The organism is Thermosporothrix hazakensis, from assembly GCF_003253565.1.
Lineage (GTDB): Bacteria > Chloroflexota > Ktedonobacteria > Ktedonobacterales > Ktedonobacteraceae > Thermosporothrix > Thermosporothrix hazakensis.
In genome coordinates this window covers 27,819-43,749 of the sequence record NZ_QKUF01000003.1, presented here as the reverse complement: position 1 = coordinate 43,749, position 15,931 = coordinate 27,819, and the positions used below count along the sequence as shown (strand labels likewise).

Annotated in this window: 13 protein-coding genes; 7 read left to right on the top strand and 6 right to left on the bottom strand. The window is 53.3% G+C overall.

Going from position 1 to position 15,931, the window contains the following annotated elements:
* The first annotated feature begins 293 nt into the window (after positions 1 to 293).
* Positions 294 to 1,598 (top strand): NCS2 family permease, encoded by a 1,305-nt coding sequence (locus EI42_RS06880; RefSeq protein WP_111320227.1) that lies wholly within the window; start codon positions 294 to 296, stop codon positions 1,596 to 1,598.
* 174 nt (positions 1,599 to 1,772) lie between these two features.
* Complete coding sequence (locus EI42_RS06875) at positions 1,773 to 3,254, top strand: DUF4832 domain-containing protein (protein ID WP_111320225.1); 1,482 nt, start codon at positions 1,773 to 1,775, stop codon at positions 3,252 to 3,254.
* A gap of 26 nt (positions 3,255 to 3,280) precedes the next feature.
* Here the strand turns inward: EI42_RS06875 and EI42_RS06870 are convergent, their stop codons facing one another.
* The 5 genes from EI42_RS06870 to EI42_RS06850 all read right to left on the bottom strand — a co-directional run bounded on the left by EI42_RS06870 (position 3,281) and on the right by EI42_RS06850 (position 9,310).
* Positions 3,281 to 4,303 carry an ABC transporter ATP-binding protein gene (locus EI42_RS06870; protein WP_111320223.1) on the bottom strand — a complete coding sequence of 341 codons (1,023 nt, stop codon included), beginning with the start codon at positions 4,301 to 4,303 and terminating at the stop codon, positions 3,281 to 3,283.
* Positions 4,304 to 4,319: 16 nt separating this feature from the next.
* Positions 4,320 to 5,396: an ABC transporter ATP-binding protein gene (locus EI42_RS06865; protein ID WP_111320221.1), complete on the bottom strand. Its 1,077-nt coding sequence runs from the start codon at positions 5,394 to 5,396 to the stop codon at positions 4,320 to 4,322.
* 17 nt (positions 5,397 to 5,413) lie between these two features.
* A complete protein-coding gene (locus EI42_RS06860) occupies positions 5,414 to 6,346 on the bottom strand; it encodes an ABC transporter permease (protein ID WP_170142418.1) in 933 nt (310 codons plus the stop codon).
* A 35-nt stretch (positions 6,347 to 6,381) separates the two neighbouring features.
* Positions 6,382 to 7,344 (bottom strand): ABC transporter permease, encoded by a 963-nt coding sequence (locus tag EI42_RS06855; protein ID WP_111320217.1) that lies wholly within the window; start codon positions 7,342 to 7,344, stop codon positions 6,382 to 6,384.
* A gap of 271 nt (positions 7,345 to 7,615) precedes the next feature.
* A complete protein-coding gene (locus EI42_RS06850) occupies positions 7,616 to 9,310 on the bottom strand; it encodes an ABC transporter substrate-binding protein (protein ID WP_111320215.1) in 1,695 nt (564 codons plus the stop codon).
* A 454-nt stretch (positions 9,311 to 9,764) separates the two neighbouring features.
* Between EI42_RS06850 and EI42_RS06845 the strand changes: the two genes are divergently transcribed.
* The 3 genes from EI42_RS06845 to EI42_RS06830 all read left to right on the top strand — a co-directional run bounded on the left by EI42_RS06845 (position 9,765) and on the right by EI42_RS06830 (position 12,537).
* Entirely contained in the window at positions 9,765 to 10,274 is a 510-nt protein-coding gene (locus EI42_RS06845) for a hypothetical protein (protein WP_111320213.1), read from the top strand.
* Positions 10,275 to 10,397: 123 nt separating this feature from the next.
* Entirely contained in the window at positions 10,398 to 10,832 is a 435-nt protein-coding gene (locus EI42_RS06840; protein ID WP_111320211.1) for an OsmC family protein, read from the top strand.
* A 268-nt stretch (positions 10,833 to 11,100) separates the two neighbouring features.
* Entirely contained in the window at positions 11,101 to 12,537 is a 1,437-nt protein-coding gene (locus EI42_RS06830; RefSeq protein WP_111320207.1) for an aminotransferase class V-fold PLP-dependent enzyme, read from the top strand.
* Positions 12,538 to 12,583: 46 nt separating this feature from the next.
* Here EI42_RS06830 and EI42_RS06825 read toward each other — a convergent pair whose 3' ends face one another.
* Positions 12,584 to 14,632 carry a WD40 repeat domain-containing serine/threonine protein kinase gene (locus EI42_RS06825; protein WP_111320205.1) on the bottom strand — a complete coding sequence of 683 codons (2,049 nt, stop codon included), beginning with the start codon at positions 14,630 to 14,632 and terminating at the stop codon, positions 12,584 to 12,586.
* Between the two features lie 191 nt (positions 14,633 to 14,823).
* On the opposite strand from EI42_RS06825, the gene EI42_RS06820 reads away from it, so the two are divergent.
* Together EI42_RS06820 and EI42_RS06815 are read left to right on the top strand one after the other, a co-directional pair.
* Complete coding sequence (locus EI42_RS06820; protein ID WP_111320203.1) at positions 14,824 to 15,600, top strand: arylamine N-acetyltransferase family protein; 777 nt, start codon at positions 14,824 to 14,826, stop codon at positions 15,598 to 15,600.
* Positions 15,601 to 15,690: 90 nt separating this feature from the next.
* On the top strand, positions 15,691 to 15,897 hold the full coding sequence (locus tag EI42_RS06815) for a DUF2795 domain-containing protein (RefSeq protein ID WP_111320201.1): 207 nt from the start codon (positions 15,691 to 15,693) through the stop codon (positions 15,895 to 15,897).
* Positions 15,898 to 15,931: the final 34 nt, after the last annotated feature.

The window sequence follows — 15,931 nt, the reverse complement described above, 5'->3', positions numbered from 1 at the left end:
ACTCTATCCATATTGCTCAACACGCCTCTGGAGCCAGACGACCGCCCACATCTTCCTGATACCGCAAGCCATCCATTTGGGGGACTCCTTGCATGCAATTTCACCCCCTTCCAGAGTTCGCATTCATGCGAAGAGCATGCAGCTCGCTCACCCGGGCTGGCCGCTCCCTTCCCTTGATTTTCTATAGCGCTATGCGATAGAATCTTGCTGTTGAGAAAAGGTGTACCCTCCTCTTATCAGCGTCGAGATAGGAGGAGAGTTTATTATTTTGGTAAGGATTCATAACTGTGTCGATGTTTCAATCTCTCAAGAACGGAGAAGTTTCACTCAAGCGCGAGATTCTCGCAGGTGTGACCACCTTTGTAACGATGGCCTACATCATCGTCGTGAACCCCACGCTGCTTAAACAGGCTGGCGTTCCCTTCGATATTGTCTTTATCGCGACAATTGCAGCCTCTATCGTCGGTTGTCTGTTGATGGCTTTCTATGCCAACTATCCGATTGCAGTGGCCCCCGGTATGGGTATGAACGCTTATTTTGCCTTTACCGTTGCGACGCATCAGGGAAAGCCATTAGACTATCATATTGCTTTTGCCACGGTCTTTATAGCCAGTATCCTGTTCGTGATCCTTTCACTTACACCATTACGTACTCATCTGATTAACGCCATACCCGATAACCTGAAGCATGCAATCACCGCAGGTATCGGGCTTTTTATTGCCTTTATCGGTCTGCGTCAGGCCGGGATTATCGCCGCTGATCCCACTAACCTGGTGCGCCTGGGCAACCTGCATAGCGAGGCCGTCCTGTTGGCGCTGCTCGGTCTGCTGGTTACCGTTGCGCTCATGGCATTCCGCGTGCATGGCGCTCTCTTTATTGGCATGGTTATTATCGGTATCATCTCATTCTTTCTGGGGAACCTCCACTTTGATGGAGTCGTCAAGCTGCCACCTACCCCTGAACTGGTCGTCTGGAACCCGGTCAGCGCGATCGGCGATATCATTCAGTACGGACTCTATGCCGCCGTCTTCACCTTCGTGCTGGTCACGATCTTTGACACGACCGGGACTGTACTTGGCCTGGCAAAACAGGCGGGCCTGATGAAAGATGGCAGCAACCTGCCGCGTGCGGGTCGCGCCTTTGTCGCCGACTCAATCGCAACGCTGGTTGGCTCCATCTTCGGTACCACGCCGACCTCTGCCTACGTTGAGTCCGCAGCCGGTATCGCAGCCGGTGGCCGCAGTGGCTGGACCGCATTGACGGTTGCCGTGCTCTTTATCATCTCAATGTTCTTCTTCCCGGTTGTGCAGGCGGTCTCTTCAGTTCCGGCCATCACCGCCCCGGCGCTGGTGATCGTTGGCTCGTTGATGGTTGGACATGTTCAGCATATCAACTGGAGTGATTTTGATGAAGCCTTCCCCGCGTTCCTGGTCATCCTGACCATGCCGCTGACCAATAGCATCGCAAATGGTATTGCGCTTGGCTTTGTCTTCTATCCAGTGCTAAAGCTGGCACAGGGCAAATGGCGTCAGATCCACCCGCTGGTATACATCTTCGCCGTTCTGTTCTTGCTCCTGCTGATTTTCCTGCCTCACTAAAACAGCAAACAAGCCTTCTGGAGACGCGCGGCCTCTCGCGCGTCTCTTCTTCTGGCATCCTCCCCATTGAAGTGCCTTTTAGTACTAATTCACCTGGAAAGGCATTTAAATACATCAATTGGCGGGTATCCTATGTAGGGATAAGGGATTTTTCACGCTGTAAGGGGGATCGCCATGAAGGGGCGTAAGCAACAGCAAACGGCAGCACGACGCAGCAAAACCAGACCGCTACTTCTCATCTGTACTGCACTTGTTCTCGTTGCGGTCTTATTAGTCGGAGGGGGAATCGCGCTACAACTTCTCGGACAACCAACCAAACCCTCTCACCCCGCCGCGAGTGTCACAGCAACAGCAACCTGTCAGCCTTCCTGTGCACCGAAGATCACGACCTTTGGCCTGACTGTCGAAGGGCACCAGCCAGAAGAAGAGCCACAGTCGACGGTTGGCCCTACGGTCTCCTTTACACCGCCACTGCTAGGAGCCAGCACGGAATTGAGCAATCCCATGCGCGGCCCTCAGTACTTCGGCGGAGAGGCTCCCCCACCCGGCTGGCCGCTCACCGATCGCTATTCACGCTGGTGCTGGCGTGAAGTGGAGCCTCAAAAGGGTCAGATCAACTACGGTCTGATCGATCAGGCACTGGCAACAGCCGCCGCCGCAGGCTATACCTTCGGTTTCCGCATTATGCCCAATTTTCCCGGACACGACTGCCTCCCGGACTACATGAAAGGCGTGAGTTATAATGACCAGCGGTACCTTGAAAGTGCTCGCGCCCTTTTTACAGCGCTGGCACAACGCTACAATACCGATCCACGCCTGAGCTGGCTGGATATGAGCCTGTATGGCTGTTGGGGAGAATGGAATGAGGCCTGTGGCGGGGAGACAATGACCCCGGAAAACCGACAGGCACTGATCGATATTCAGGTGCAGGCCTTCTCGAACAAGCGCTTCTTTATGATGGTCAGCCATCAGGACTCGCTCAATTACGCGCTTAGCCTGCAAAGAGCATACCCGATCGGCATTCGTATTGACTGTCTGGGCACACCCGGTATTGGTGGAGGTAAAGAAGTGCTGGACGGGAACCCGCTGGCAGGCGCTCGCTGGCAGACAGCGCCCCTGTACTTCGAGTTCTGCCCGGATGCCGACTTCACGCAGGCACTTCAGGATGTCAAAACCTATCACGCTTCGATTATTGGCGATGGCGGCGGCAACATCTCAGGCTTTGACGGACTGAACGCGCAACAAAAGGCGCTGCTGACAGAGATCTACCGAGTCTCGGGCTACCGGCTGTCTCTCAAGAGCATCAGCTTGCCCGGAATGCTGCTTGTTGGGCAACCATTCACCGTCACAGCACAATGGATAAATACCAACATCGCTCCGACCTATCATCCCTGGCAGGTTTTGCTCCAGTTGCGCAACGCAAGTGGAGTTGTCGCCTGGCAACAAAGTTCACAGGTCGATCTTCGCTCGGTCTTTCCGGGTGAGCCACTCAGCGCGAGCGATCAGTTCATGCTGCCTGCAAATCTGGCAAAAGGAGACTATACCGTTACTGTTCAAGTTGTTGACCCCAACCAGTACTATGCGCCGCTTGAGCTGGCAAATCAGGGGCGCCAGAACGACGGAAGTTATCCACTCGGAACGGTCAAAGTACAGTAGCGGGCTGGCAATATGCCAGCCCTTTTTTATGCATCTTCAGTACCTGAAACCTTATCGGAGAAATGGCAGGCGGCGTAATGCGTCCCATTTCCCTTCGGCTCAAAACGCGGCTCCTCCTTACGGCAAATCTCCTGTGCCATCGGGCACCGTGTATGGAAGCGGCACCCCGATGGAATATTGATCGGACTCGGTAGATCGCCGGACAGGATAATCCGGCTTCTTCGCTTCTCTACCTTCGGATCGGGGATCGGCACCGCCGAAAGGAGCGCCTTCGTATACGGATGCCTGGGTACGGCATAAAGCTCGTCACGGTCAGCAAGCTCAACTATTTTACCGAGATACATCACAGCGATACGATCAGCGAAATGACGCACCACACTCAAGTCATGCGAGATAAACAGGTAGGTCAGGGAGAATTGCCGCTGTAACTGGCGCAGCAGATTCAAGACCTGAGCACGAACCGAGACATCCAGCGCCGACACCGGTTCGTCAGCGATCACAACTTCGGGTTGAATAGCCAGCGCCCGAGCAATCGCAATGCGTTGCCGCTGTCCGCCGCTAAACTCATGAGGATAGCGATCAGCGTACTCGGGACGCAGCCCCACAACCCGCAAGAGCTCTAGCACACGATCCTGTATTTCTTGCTTCGAGCCGTACCTGTAGATAACCATTGGCTCCGCGATCAATGAGGCAATCGTGAAGCGCGGGTTCAACGACGCGTAGGGATCCTGAAAGATCATCTGGATGCGTTGCCGCATGTTGCGTAAAGCCTCGCCCTCAAGTGTAGCCAGATCCTTGCCATCAAAATAGATCCGGCCCTCAGTCGGCTTATAGAGGCGCACAAGCGCTCGCGCCACGCTCGTCTTGCCCGAACCACTCTCGCCGACCAGCCCGAGCGTCTGGCCGCGCTCAATACTGAAGCTGACGCCATCAATGGCCCGCACATGCCCGGTGACGCGCTGCAAAATCAGTCCACGATAGAGCGGAAAGTATAATTTCAGGTTCTCCACCTGCAGTAGCGTTTGCTTCTCAACCAGCGTATCAGCCATCATACACGCTCCTTCTTTAGCTCGTCACCGTTTTGTTCCCGGTCGTTTCCAGCGCTTTCGCCTTGAGCGCTTCCATAGCTGCCCGTCGCCGCTCAGCATACTCCCGCACTTTTGGATCCGTGATATCAAACCAGCAGGCCTTACGATGCTGCTCGTTTTTGGGGAGAGGATCCAGTGGAGGCATAGTCAGACACTGCTTTCGGGCAAAAGCACAGCGCGGCATAAACGGGCAACCAGGCGGAGGCGCAAGCAGGTCGGGAGGCGCACCCTCAATCGTGCGAAGCTCTTCGTCCCTCACCTGATCCAGACGTGGCACTGATTCCAGCAACCCGAGCGTATAGGGGTGCCGTGGATTGGCAAACAGTTCCTCTGTGGGAGCCTCTTCAACGACCTTCCCGGCATACATCACAACTACGCGATCCGTCATACCCGCGACCACGCCCAGGTCATGCGTAATCAACATCAAAGCGGTGCCGAACTCGCGGCAGATCCCGTTCATCAATTCCAGAATCTGGGCCTGGACGGTAACATCCAGAGCTGTGGTCGGCTCATCGGCAATCAGGAGTTTCGGGTTACACGCCAGCGCGATCGCGATCATCACACGCTGCCGCATGCCCCCACTGAACTGATGCGGGTAGGAGTGATAACGCTCTGCTGCCGCCGGGATCCCTACCTGTTCCAGCAGGGTAATTGCTCGTTTCCGCGCCTCATCAGGACGAATTTTCAGATGCAGACGCAGCCCCTCCGCGATCTGCTTGCCTACCGTCATTGTTGGATTCAAGCAGGTCATCGGATCCTGAAAGATCATACCAATCTTCGCCCCGCGAATCTTACAGATCACGCTCTCGGGCTGGTCCAGCAGATCCATATCCTCAAACAGAATGCTCCCCCCCTTATACTCTCCAGGAGGTTGCGCCACCAGCCGCATAATCGAGAGCGCCGTGACACTTTTCCCACAACCGCTCTCGCCAACAATCGCCACGCGTTCCCCCGGTGCGATCGCGAAACTGACCCCATCAACAGCCCGCACATATCCCTGCTTCACCTTGAAGTATGTTTTGAGGTCCTGTACCTCAAGCAGATATTTGCCCATGTTCTCACCTCTCGCTCCTAACGCTCTGTCATATGCGGGTCAAAGGCATCGCGCAAGCCATCGCCAACCAGATTACAGCTCAACACAGTCAGGAAAATGAGGATACCGGGAATGAAGACGAGCTTGGGATCTGTGTTAATCTGCCCCTGTCCATCACTGATAAGGCTACCCCAGCTCGGGAAAGGAGCCTGTACCCCGAAGCCAAAGTAGCTCAGGACCGACTCAAGAATAATATTCTGACCGACCAGAAGCGTTGCATTGACAATGATTGGGCCAATGGCGTTGGGCAGAATATGACGGAACATCAGCCGAAAGTCTTTCGCGCCTACTGTTCGTGCCGCCATCACATATTCACGCTCCTTCAGGGCCAGAAACTCGCCGCGCACCAGACGTGCCGCCGTTGTCCAACCGAAAATGGAGATTAGCACGATGATGCTATAGACCGACCCGTTCGTAAACGAGGCAGAGAGCACAAACAGCAACAGGTACGTCGGCACCGCCAGGAACACATCAGTGATGCGCATCAGAATATTATCCAGCAGTTTGCCATAATAGCCCGCAATTGCGCCGATTGCCGTTCCTAGCAGAATCGCAACCAGCATTGAAGCAAGTCCGACCAGCAAGGACACCTGCCCACCTACTGCGGCCCGTGCCAGCAGATCACGCCCGACGTCGTCTGCCCCAAAGGGATAGGCCAGGCTTGGCGCCGCGTCAGGAGTCAACAGATTGGGCTGATTCGGATTTGTGTGACCGGTCAGGAAAGGGCCGATAAAACAAAACAGAAAGAGCAGGATCAGAAAAGACGCCCCGATCGTTGCTGTACGATTGCGTAGGAAGCGATCGAGAATAATTCTGGCCTGGCTTCTGCGCTTCTGTGCCAGAGCAGGAGTAACCTCTAACAGGGCTTCCAGTTCGTCTTCTCTTTCTTTCTCTATTGGAGTATCCATCATACCTTCTCCTCTCATCGTACCTGGGCGAACCTTCCTCACGAGTAGCGAATGCGGGGATCCATAATTGCATAAAGGATATCAGCGAGCAGATTGGAAAGGATGACGAAGAAAGCGCTCAGCATGAGAATCGCCAGCAACACCGGGAAGTCACGCTGATCCAATGAGCGGAGAAAGAGCTGACCCATCCCGGGCCAGGCAAACACGCCCTCCGTAATCGTCGCCCCCCCGGCCACACTGCCAAAATCAATGGCAACCACCGTGATAAGCGGGATGACCGCGTTGCGTAACGCGTGTCGAACCAGCAGCGGCGTTGTTGCCAGACCTTTTGCACGAGCTGTACGCATGTAGTCTTGCTTGATCACATCCAGCATACTTGAGCGCATATAGCGACTCCACCGGGCCGTAAAGGTGATCGCCAGAACCAGCATCGGCATTGCGACATGAAGCATATGGTCCAGAAAGCCGTTAAATGCATCATAGGACATTCCAGCCGTCGTAATGCCCGAAGGGGGAAGCCACTGCAAGCGGCGAGAGAAGATTTCCTGCATCAGCAGACCAAGCAAGAAAATTGGCATGGAGATGCCAAAATAGGCCACTGTTGTAATCGCATAATCGATAAAGCGACCCTGCCGATACGCGGAAATGGTACCAAGCACAATCGCCAGGATTAGCGAGAGCAACAGCGCCAGCAGAAACAGCTCTATTGTCGGGGGGAAGCGCTCCGCGATAACCGTCGAAACGGGCTGATTGGTGAAGAAAGAGAAGCCAAAATCACCCCGCACCGCGTTCGCAAGCCATTTCAAATACTGGATAGGAAGTGGGTCGTCAAGCCCAAGACTGGCACGCAGCGCCTTGCGTCCCTCTGCATCCATATTCGGGTTCACCAGAATAGCCTCGGGTCCACCGGGCAACAGGTGAATCAGCGCAAACATAAAGATGGAAAGCAGTAACAACAGAGGAATTGCCTGTAACAAACGCCTGATGATATATCGGCCCATACTTTTTTACTCCCAGTTTCAACCCTCAGCAGTCTTTGAGGACTGTCGCAAGCCTCCTCCTCGATGAGAGAGGAGTGGAAGGAATGCGAAGCGTTGTCACACGCTCCTACCGCCCATTAAGGGCAAAGAGGCCATGAATACGGGTGAAAATCGCTTCTGACCATTCCCATGAACAGGTTTACGATTCGATACTAGAGTGTGCCCCCGGGCGGATGGCACCGACCGGAGACACAACGGGTTGAGGAAACAGCAGGAAATTCAAATCGTACACTCAGGAATGTGGACACTTACCGCCATCACACCACCATTCCCAGACGTTAATGGTTTCAGAAGGCCCAAATGGACTGGGTTTATAGTTATTTGTCCCTTTCTTATGGACGGCCAGATCAACCAGGGCAAACATCGACGCGATAACGGCGTCATCAATCATCTTCTGATGAAGCTGGTTAAAGATCTGCTGCCGCTTCTCCTTGTCAGCCGTCGCTACCTGCTGAGCAAGTAATTTATCAAACTCAGGATCACAATAGAAGTTGTAGTTCTGGCCTTTCGGCGGAATCTGGCTACAGGCGTACATTGACGAGTTATTAGGGTCATTGCTATAGCTAGAACCCCACTCGGCGAGATCGTATTTGCCAGGCTTGCCTTCAGGCAGGAGCGAGCCAAAGAAGGTATTCGCCGGATAGTTCGAGATGTTCACCTTGATGCCAATCTTCTTGAAGTTGTCCTGGTTAATTAACTGGTCACGCTCACGCCAGCGATTCTTAGCCGTGGTGGAATACTGGAATTCCAGCCGGAGCCCGTTCTTCTGCCGGACCCCATCGCTTCCCTTGACCCATCCTGCCTGATCGAGCAGCTTGTTTGCCCCATCAATATCAAACTTCGGGCACTGAATGTCAGGCTGATAGCCAGGATCATAGGCCGGACCATGATCAACACAGAGCGGCTTTCCCTGCCCGAGGCGCGCCGTTTTGACCAGCTCATCACGATCAATCGCCATATTGATCGCTTTACGCACGTTGACATCCTTCAGTGCGGGATTATTAAAGTTGAAGTGAATCGCCTCATAGTACGAGGACTGGTACTGCACAACCTCATAGTCCTGTAATGCCTTATATGCATCCAGCTTGGTCACATCCAGGAACCAGGCTGAATCAGCGGTGCCCGCTTGCAGGTCTTTCAAAATCGTATCCTGGTTCGGGACAGCTCGAAAGACCACACTATCCAGATAGGGATATCCTTCGCTTGCCCGATAATAGTTCTCGTTGCGCACCACTACATACTGAACGCCGGGCTTGCTCTCCTTCATCTTGAAGGGCCCACTGACTACCTTCGGATTGAGGCCTTCCGCTTTCTTGATCTCTGAGGGATCCATACTCTCAAAATGATGTTTCGGCATGGGAGCATGATAGCCATCAGTCCAGGACGCAATAAACGGCGCGTATGGCTCTTTGAGCTTAAAGGTAATCGAGAGCTTGTCAGATGAAATCTGTGTGGACTCGATCAGACGGAACGCAACTGTATCAGCGGCGGCGAATTTCGGATTCATCCACAATCGCCAGGTGAAATCAACATCCTCAGCGGTCAGAGGCTGCCCATCCGACCATTTCAGACCAGGACGTAGTTTGAAGGTCCAGGTTTTGAGATCGGAACTGATCCCACCATTCTCGGTTGTCGGCAGCTCGGTTGCAATTCCCGGCTGGATATGGCCTTCGGTATCACCCACAAACAAGGGGGCATAGAGGGATTGATCCACCAGATAGGCAAAGGTCTGTGAAGAGGCATTCGGAATTAAGGAATCGGGCTCGTTAAACAGGTCTACGACCCAGGTTCCTCCCTTTTGTACCGGGCCGCCGGGCTTGTTTGTGGTGGGTGTTCCTTGTGGAGCGCAGCCTGTAAACAGAAGTACAACAGCAATAAAAGAGAAAAAGGAGACAATGGGGACACGTCGTCCGGGCGTTTGAAGCATTCTATCCTCCTTCGGAAACACTGCGGCTTTCAGCCCGCCAGATTGCATTATCCCTGCAGTATGTTAATGAAATCCTTTCATCTTCTCTGCTTCTTCTCTTACCTCCTGTTCCAAAAGCAAGTCTAACTTTACCTAATACGATATTACAGAGAAAAATTTCACAAAGCTCATCAATACAAATATATTCATTTCGCAAAGAAAGAGAGATACATGTAGCTCATACACCCAATATGGTTTAAATACACCAGAGAGGCCTTTTTGTCAATGTTTCTGTCTATCTCTTTTCGTCTTTTCCGATTAACGCACATACGTTTCAACAAATGCAGCACGTATTTCTCAATTGGAGAGCGAGTTTCTATTTTTAGAATCACAGAAACAGCAACACCTTGAGCGACGTGTTAGCCCCTGACAGGAGAAAATCAGCAGCTGATCTCAAGAACAGGAAGGGGAGAGTATGAAGAAACAGGCCTCATATGCACATTTCACGCCGCAAAAGACACTGCTACGGTCTGCGTTGCTTGGCTTCGCTATCGGACTTCGTTCAATGGCGGGTCCCGTCCTTCTGGAATGGACAAAAGCCCGGAAGATTCAATCGGACAATCAGCTCATCACCTTACTTACTTCTCGTTTTACCCGCAACCTGACAACCTTACTTGCCTCGGGCGAGCTCATCGGTGATAAGTTGCCTATCCTGCCCCCACGTACAAAAGGGCTGCCCTTGCTCGCGCGACTGGGATTTGGTGCTCTCGGAGGATACAGTCTCGGTCGAGGCACCGGGCAGTTGCGGCTGCCCTCGGCGCTATTAGGAGCGCTGGGTGCAGGTCTGGGCGCGTATGCGGGAACCCATGCTCGCTCATTTCTGGCGAAAAAGACACACATTCCCGATCCCATTGCGGGATTGCTTGAAGACGGCCTGACCTATACACTAGGCCTGCTGGCGCTCCGGGAGGACACCCAGCACTAGCGCCTCTCCCATTCGGTGGATGCCATAGCTGTTCCAACTCATGACGTGATATAGTAGATACAGTAGTTATGCCTGAACTCTCCTATTGATATATCAGCTTAATAGTGAAGGAGATTTTGCACTATGGCAATTCGTAAAGCAACCGCTGAATGGAAAGGTTCCCTGCAAGACGGAAAGGGACATATGAAGCTCGGAAGCGGTGTCTTCGAGGGCGACTATTCCTTCCGTTCACGCATGGGTGATGATACCAGCATCACAAATCCCGAAGAGCTTATCGCGGCAGCGCACGCAGGCTGCTACTCAATGGCCTTGAACGCGGCTCTGGGCAAGGCTGGCTACAATCCAACCAGCGTCCAGACGACTGCCAACGTCCATTTCACGCCAAAAGATGGGGGCTTCGCAATCAACCCCATTGAGCTGGAAACCGTTGCTGTTGTCCCGGGCATCGACGAGGCAAAATTCCAGGAAATCGCCGAAGATGCAAAGAAGAACTGCCCGGTTTCAAAAGCGCTGGCCGCCGTCGATATCCGCTTAAAGGCGACGCTCAAGCAGGCATAGCCTGCAACTTGCAAAGACGAGCAAAAGACACAGGAAAATCGCTTGTTCCTGTGTCTTTTTTTCTGCCTCTACCTTTTCTCGAATCAGAGGCAGGGACGGACAGGCAAAAGCTGACTTACATTATCAACTCTATCAACTCTACTTCCTATGCAATTCACATAGAAGTGATACTTGATATTTCAATACTGGATAGAGTATACTTCGATACAAGGAAGCATTCCCTCCCCCCAAAAGAAGGAACAAGTATATTTTGGAAGGAAACGCACCAATGACAATGACAGCGGATACCCGGCAAACCAAACGACCCAATGCACAGCGACCACGCGTGGTAGGCGTGAAGACAGAAGTTCCTCTTTACAACGGCGAACGAGTACGTTATGTCAATCTCGATAGCGCTGCCAGCACCTCACCACTGATCAAAGTTCGGCAGGCGGTAGATGATTTTCTTCCCTGGTATTCCAGCGTCCATCGCGGCTCTGGCTATAAATCCCGCCTCTCCACTCACCTTTACGAAAAGGCTCGAGATGCAGTGATGCGCTTTGTTGGAGCTACCCCTGCGACACATGTCGTAATATTTGTGCGCAATACAACCGAAGCGATCAATCTGCTTGCCCATCGCATCCAGCTTGAACCGGATGAGCTGGTCCTGAGCACTCGTATGGAACATCACTCGAACCTGCTTCCCTGGTTCCGTCGCGCCCACGAGATCATTGATGTCACAGCGGAAGGGCGTCTTGATATGGAGGCCCTGGAACAGCGGCTTCAGCATCATAATGGCAAGGTACGTCTTGTCACTATTACCGCAGCATCCAATGTCAGCGGCCTGATCACCGATATTCGGCGCGCCGCGCGGCTTGCTCACGCACATGGCGCATTGATCGCCGTCGATGCCGCACAGCTTGCACCCCACCGCACCCTGGATATGGGCACTCCGGGCACTGCCGATGCCATCGATATTGTGGCCTTCTCAGGACATAAGCTCTATGCGCCCTATGGCACTGGTGCGCTGGTTGTTCCAGCAACACTCTTTGTTGATGGGGAACCGATGCTTGTTGGAGGCGGCACCGCCTGTCTTGTCACCAACTCGGGCATCAAATGGGCAACCGGCCCCGATCTGGAAGAGGCGGGGTCTCCGAACGTCATTGGTGTGGTCGCAATGGCGGCTGCACTCGAAGAGCTCATGCGTTATGGCATGGATCGCGTCGCGGAACACGAGCGTGAGCTAACAGAATACGCTATTCGGCGACTGCAAGCGATTCCCGGGCTCAAGCTCTATGGCCCTTCCTGGGAGCATTTTTTGAGCGGGGCAGAAGACAGACTTGGTGTGATCTGCTTCAACATGGAAGGGCGCCATTATGGAGAGGTCGCGGCTATTCTGGCAAACGAATGGGGTGTTGGCGTACGCAGCGGCTGCTTCTGTGCTCATCTCTATGTGGCTCACCTGCTTGGTATCTCCGAGGAGGACGCAGCAGAAGCACGAGACCGCCTTATTGCCGGGCTTCCGGTCGATCTTCCCGGCATGGTACGTGCCAGCTTCAGCCTGAGCAACACCAAAGATGATGTTGACCGTCTGGCCTCAGGCCTGCTGGCGATCTCTCGCGGCGAGATCCGCGCCGAGTACACGCGCACCGAGGAAGGCGATTTTGAGCCGGTCAATGCGCAGCACCTCTATGAAGAGCATGGCGATAGTTTCCTTCAGGCATAACCCGCAAAGCGGCAGGGAAAGGAGGTCCCTTTTCCCTGCCTGACCTTCAAACATATTTCCAGCGTTCAAGCTGCAATGTCTTATACATCAGCAGAAGTTCATCCGTCCCCTTGCCCAGGGCAATGGCTTGCAGTCCCGGCACCCGTCGCGTCTGGAAGGTCAACCCCGAAGCGGTATCCCAGAGCAGCAGATAGTCGGGTAGAAAGACCGCCGCAAGGTAGCGCCCATTTGCAGACCACAACAGCAGAGAACCATCTATCACACCGGGCATAATCCCCAGACTCCGCACCCCTGTATGAACATTCCAGAGCGCTAATGCCTGCTCCGGTCCCATCACAGCCAGATATCTGCCCTCAGGAGACCAGCGAATGGCTCGTAACACACTTTGAGAGGCTGGATCATTAATGGTATGCCAGGAGGCAACGATTGTCTTGCTGGCAACGTCAAGCAGCCGCACCAGACCATTGCGATAGCCAAGCGCCAATTGTGAGCTATCAGGGGACCAATCAAGCGCCACTAACTCACTTGCTTCTGTCCCCTCAAGCAGCACCGTCACCTCCTGCCGCTTGATATTCCACACACAGAGCTTGAGGCTTTTATCCAGCAGATGGGCAGCCGCAAGCATGGTATTCTCGGGAGCCCAGGCTAGCAGTGTCCGCATCTCCTCAGATCTTCCATCTACACGCGCCTGATAGTAAGCAAGCTGTCTACCGGTGGCCGCCTCCCAGATCGAGACATAGCCACCTGTGTTTGCTGAAGCAAGGGACCTCCCATCTGCGGACCAGTTCAACGCCGAAAGAAGAAAATAACGCTCGGCAAACAGCACATGCTCCCACTCGCTCCTGAAATCCTTCAGTATCACTTCGCCCATGTCCGTACTATATGCAAGATAGCTTCCGCCGGGCGCGAGCGCCATGTTGAGGTAGAGCGTTTTTCCAGCGTCGTTCTGCTGAGGAATTATCGGTAGCTGAAACCAGGATGAGCCCAGAGAGCTTGCCAGCAAGGCGACTGCTGTTCCAGCAAGCACACCCCGAATGATAAGCCGACGGCACAGCACTTTTATTTTCGCCTGTGTGCTCGCTGCCAGTGCCGATGGATAGACAAGTTGCTGCACCTGCTTCCCCGATCCAATCGGCGATGAGAATGACCCTGACAGGAGGGCCCGCCGCTGTGAAGGCAATGCGAAAAGTGCATGGTCACTGCAATAGAGCAATTGTGCCCGAACATCGGCAATCTGTTGAGGGCGACGCTGCACTTCAAGCTCAACCATCTGCATCACCAGAGACGCCAGCCTCTGCATCTGTTCCAGCCGCAACGGGGTAAACTGAAAGGGATGTTCCGCCGGGTCATCGCCAGAAAGCAGAAAATGGAGCAGAGCCCCCAGACTGTAGATGTCCGAAGCCGGTGTCGTCTGGACTTTGCCATATTGTTCGGGCGCGGCATAGCCTGGAGAGCCAAACGGGATGGTATCTTTTTCCTGCCCAGGCCTATACCGACGGGCAATCCCGAAATCGATCAGATAGAGGTGACCATCTCGGGTCAGCATGATATTCGAGGGTTTGAGGTCACGATACACAATGGCCGGTTGCCGCGCATGCAGGTATTCCAGCACTTCGCAAACCTGAAGCGCTATATCCAGAATCTCGGGAAGCGGAAGGAATGGGGCAAAGGCCTGAAGGGGGCGCTTGCGTTCGAGATAGTGTTCGAGCGTCTCCCCTTGAATATACTCAAGCACAAGATACCAGTGTTCGGCATCATAAAAGTGGTCATAGAGACGGGGTACATGCGGATGCCGCAACAGAGAAAGAATTTGCACTTCTCGATGAAATGCATCTGTGGCCTCAATTGCCTGCTCCGGGGTCAGGCCTCGTAAATTGACCTGCTTGAGCGCACGGATAGTCCCATGCATACGAGTATCCGCAACCTTATACACAGCCCCAAACCCACCACTCCCGATCTGTTCGAGCAAGCGATAGCGCTGCTGTAGCAGTCTCTCTGCCTCTCCTCGCAGCAATTGAGCGCAGGCAAAACATCTTTCAACATTTGCAGCATTGGCAGCTCCACAGATCTGACAATAGCATTCTGGCTCGTTCATGGCATCTTCCCTTCTTACATCCCTTTACCTCGCTTCATATACTCTTATTTTACTATCATTTTTGATAATTCTGCACTCACATTGATGGCGTAAACAAAGATGCATCTCTGTCCTTTTGTCCGTAGGAACAGGATTTTTTCTCTGATATAGTGTGAGCAGAATTCTTTGTATTCAGGAAGGAAAGTCAATATATGTCTCTTGATATCACTGCATACTGTCAACGTATCGGCTATACGGGCTCGCTTGAGCCCACAACTGCCGTGCTCCGCGAACTACATCGGAAGCATCTGGAAACAGTTCCATTTGAAAATCTGGATATCCACATCAAGAGGCCCATCGTGCTGGATGAAACGGCGCTGTATCAGAAAATCGTCCAGCAGCAACGGGGCGGCTTCTGCTATGAGCTCAATGGTCTGTTCGCGCAGTTATTAAGTACGCTTGGATTTGAAGTAGATCGACTTTCCGCCGGGGTGAGCAATGGAGAGGGCTCCTTTGGCCCCGATTTTGACCATATGCTGCTGCGAGTTCGCTGTGTTGATAGCCCTGAAGACTGGCTGGCTGATGTTGGCTTTGGAGACTGCTTCCTTGAGCCGCTTCGCTTTGTCCTCGACGAGGAACAGGAACAGGCAAACGGCAGCTATCGTATCGAGCAGGGAGAAACGCCATACTATGTGCTGTATCGGCGTCCGCTCGGCAAGGACTGGAACATTGAACATCGCTTCACGTTAGAACCACAGCCGCTGGAAGCGTTTAACGAGATGTGTCAGTATCAACAGACCTCCCCACAATCTCACTTCACTCAGCGAGCTGTCTGTTCTCGTGTCACGCCTGATGGGCGCATTACGCTGCGTGACGACCGCCTCATTGTCACCAGAGGAACAGAGCGGATCGAATACTCGATAGCAGATCGAAATGCCTATCATCAGGCGCTACTTCAGCACTTTGGCATCTCTCTACCAACTGCATGAGTTCTCCCTGTTACGCTCTTCTACACGGGATCGTGACAGGAAAAAGGAGAACCGTGTCAGTTGTTGAAGAGCAGAAAAGGAGAAACCGATATGGCAAAGATAAACCCGATTCAGGCCGAGAAATTTCTGAAAGGGGTCAATTATCCGGCCAGTAAAAAGGATCTCGTTGATTGCGCCAAAAAGAACAAGGCAGATGAGAATGTTTGCGATGTGCTGGAACGGCTTCCTGAGCAAAACTACAATAAGCCTTCCGATGTCAGTAAGGCCATTGGAGCAATCAACCGTGAGGAAAGGTAAACAATTGGGAGAGCTGTTCTACTGGCTCTCCCAC

Coding starts and splice junctions, on each gene's coding strand:
- EI42_RS06880 (WP_111320227.1), top strand. CDS start 294: ATGTTTCAATCTCTCAAGAACGGAGAAGTTTCACTCAAGCGCGAGATT.
- EI42_RS06875 (WP_111320225.1), top strand. CDS start 1,773: ATGAAGGGGCGTAAGCAACAGCAAACGGCAGCACGACGCAGCAAAACC.
- EI42_RS06870 (WP_111320223.1), bottom strand. CDS start 4,303: ATGGCTGATACGCTGGTTGAGAAGCAAACGCTACTGCAGGTGGAGAAC.
- EI42_RS06865 (WP_111320221.1), bottom strand. CDS start 5,396: ATGGGCAAATATCTGCTTGAGGTACAGGACCTCAAAACATACTTCAAG.
- EI42_RS06860 (WP_170142418.1), bottom strand. CDS start 6,346: ATGATGGATACTCCAATAGAGAAAGAAAGAGAAGACGAACTGGAAGCC.
- EI42_RS06855 (WP_111320217.1), bottom strand. CDS start 7,344: ATGGGCCGATATATCATCAGGCGTTTGTTACAGGCAATTCCTCTGTTG.
- EI42_RS06850 (WP_111320215.1), bottom strand. CDS start 9,310: ATGCTTCAAACGCCCGGACGACGTGTCCCCATTGTCTCCTTTTTCTCT.
- EI42_RS06845 (WP_111320213.1), top strand. CDS start 9,765: ATGAAGAAACAGGCCTCATATGCACATTTCACGCCGCAAAAGACACTG.
- EI42_RS06840 (WP_111320211.1), top strand. CDS start 10,398: ATGGCAATTCGTAAAGCAACCGCTGAATGGAAAGGTTCCCTGCAAGAC.
- EI42_RS06830 (WP_111320207.1), top strand. CDS start 11,101: ATGACAATGACAGCGGATACCCGGCAAACCAAACGACCCAATGCACAG.
- EI42_RS06825 (WP_111320205.1), bottom strand. CDS start 14,632: ATGAACGAGCCAGAATGCTATTGTCAGATCTGTGGAGCTGCCAATGCT.
- EI42_RS06820 (WP_111320203.1), top strand. CDS start 14,824: ATGTCTCTTGATATCACTGCATACTGTCAACGTATCGGCTATACGGGC.
- EI42_RS06815 (WP_111320201.1), top strand. CDS start 15,691: ATGGCAAAGATAAACCCGATTCAGGCCGAGAAATTTCTGAAAGGGGTC.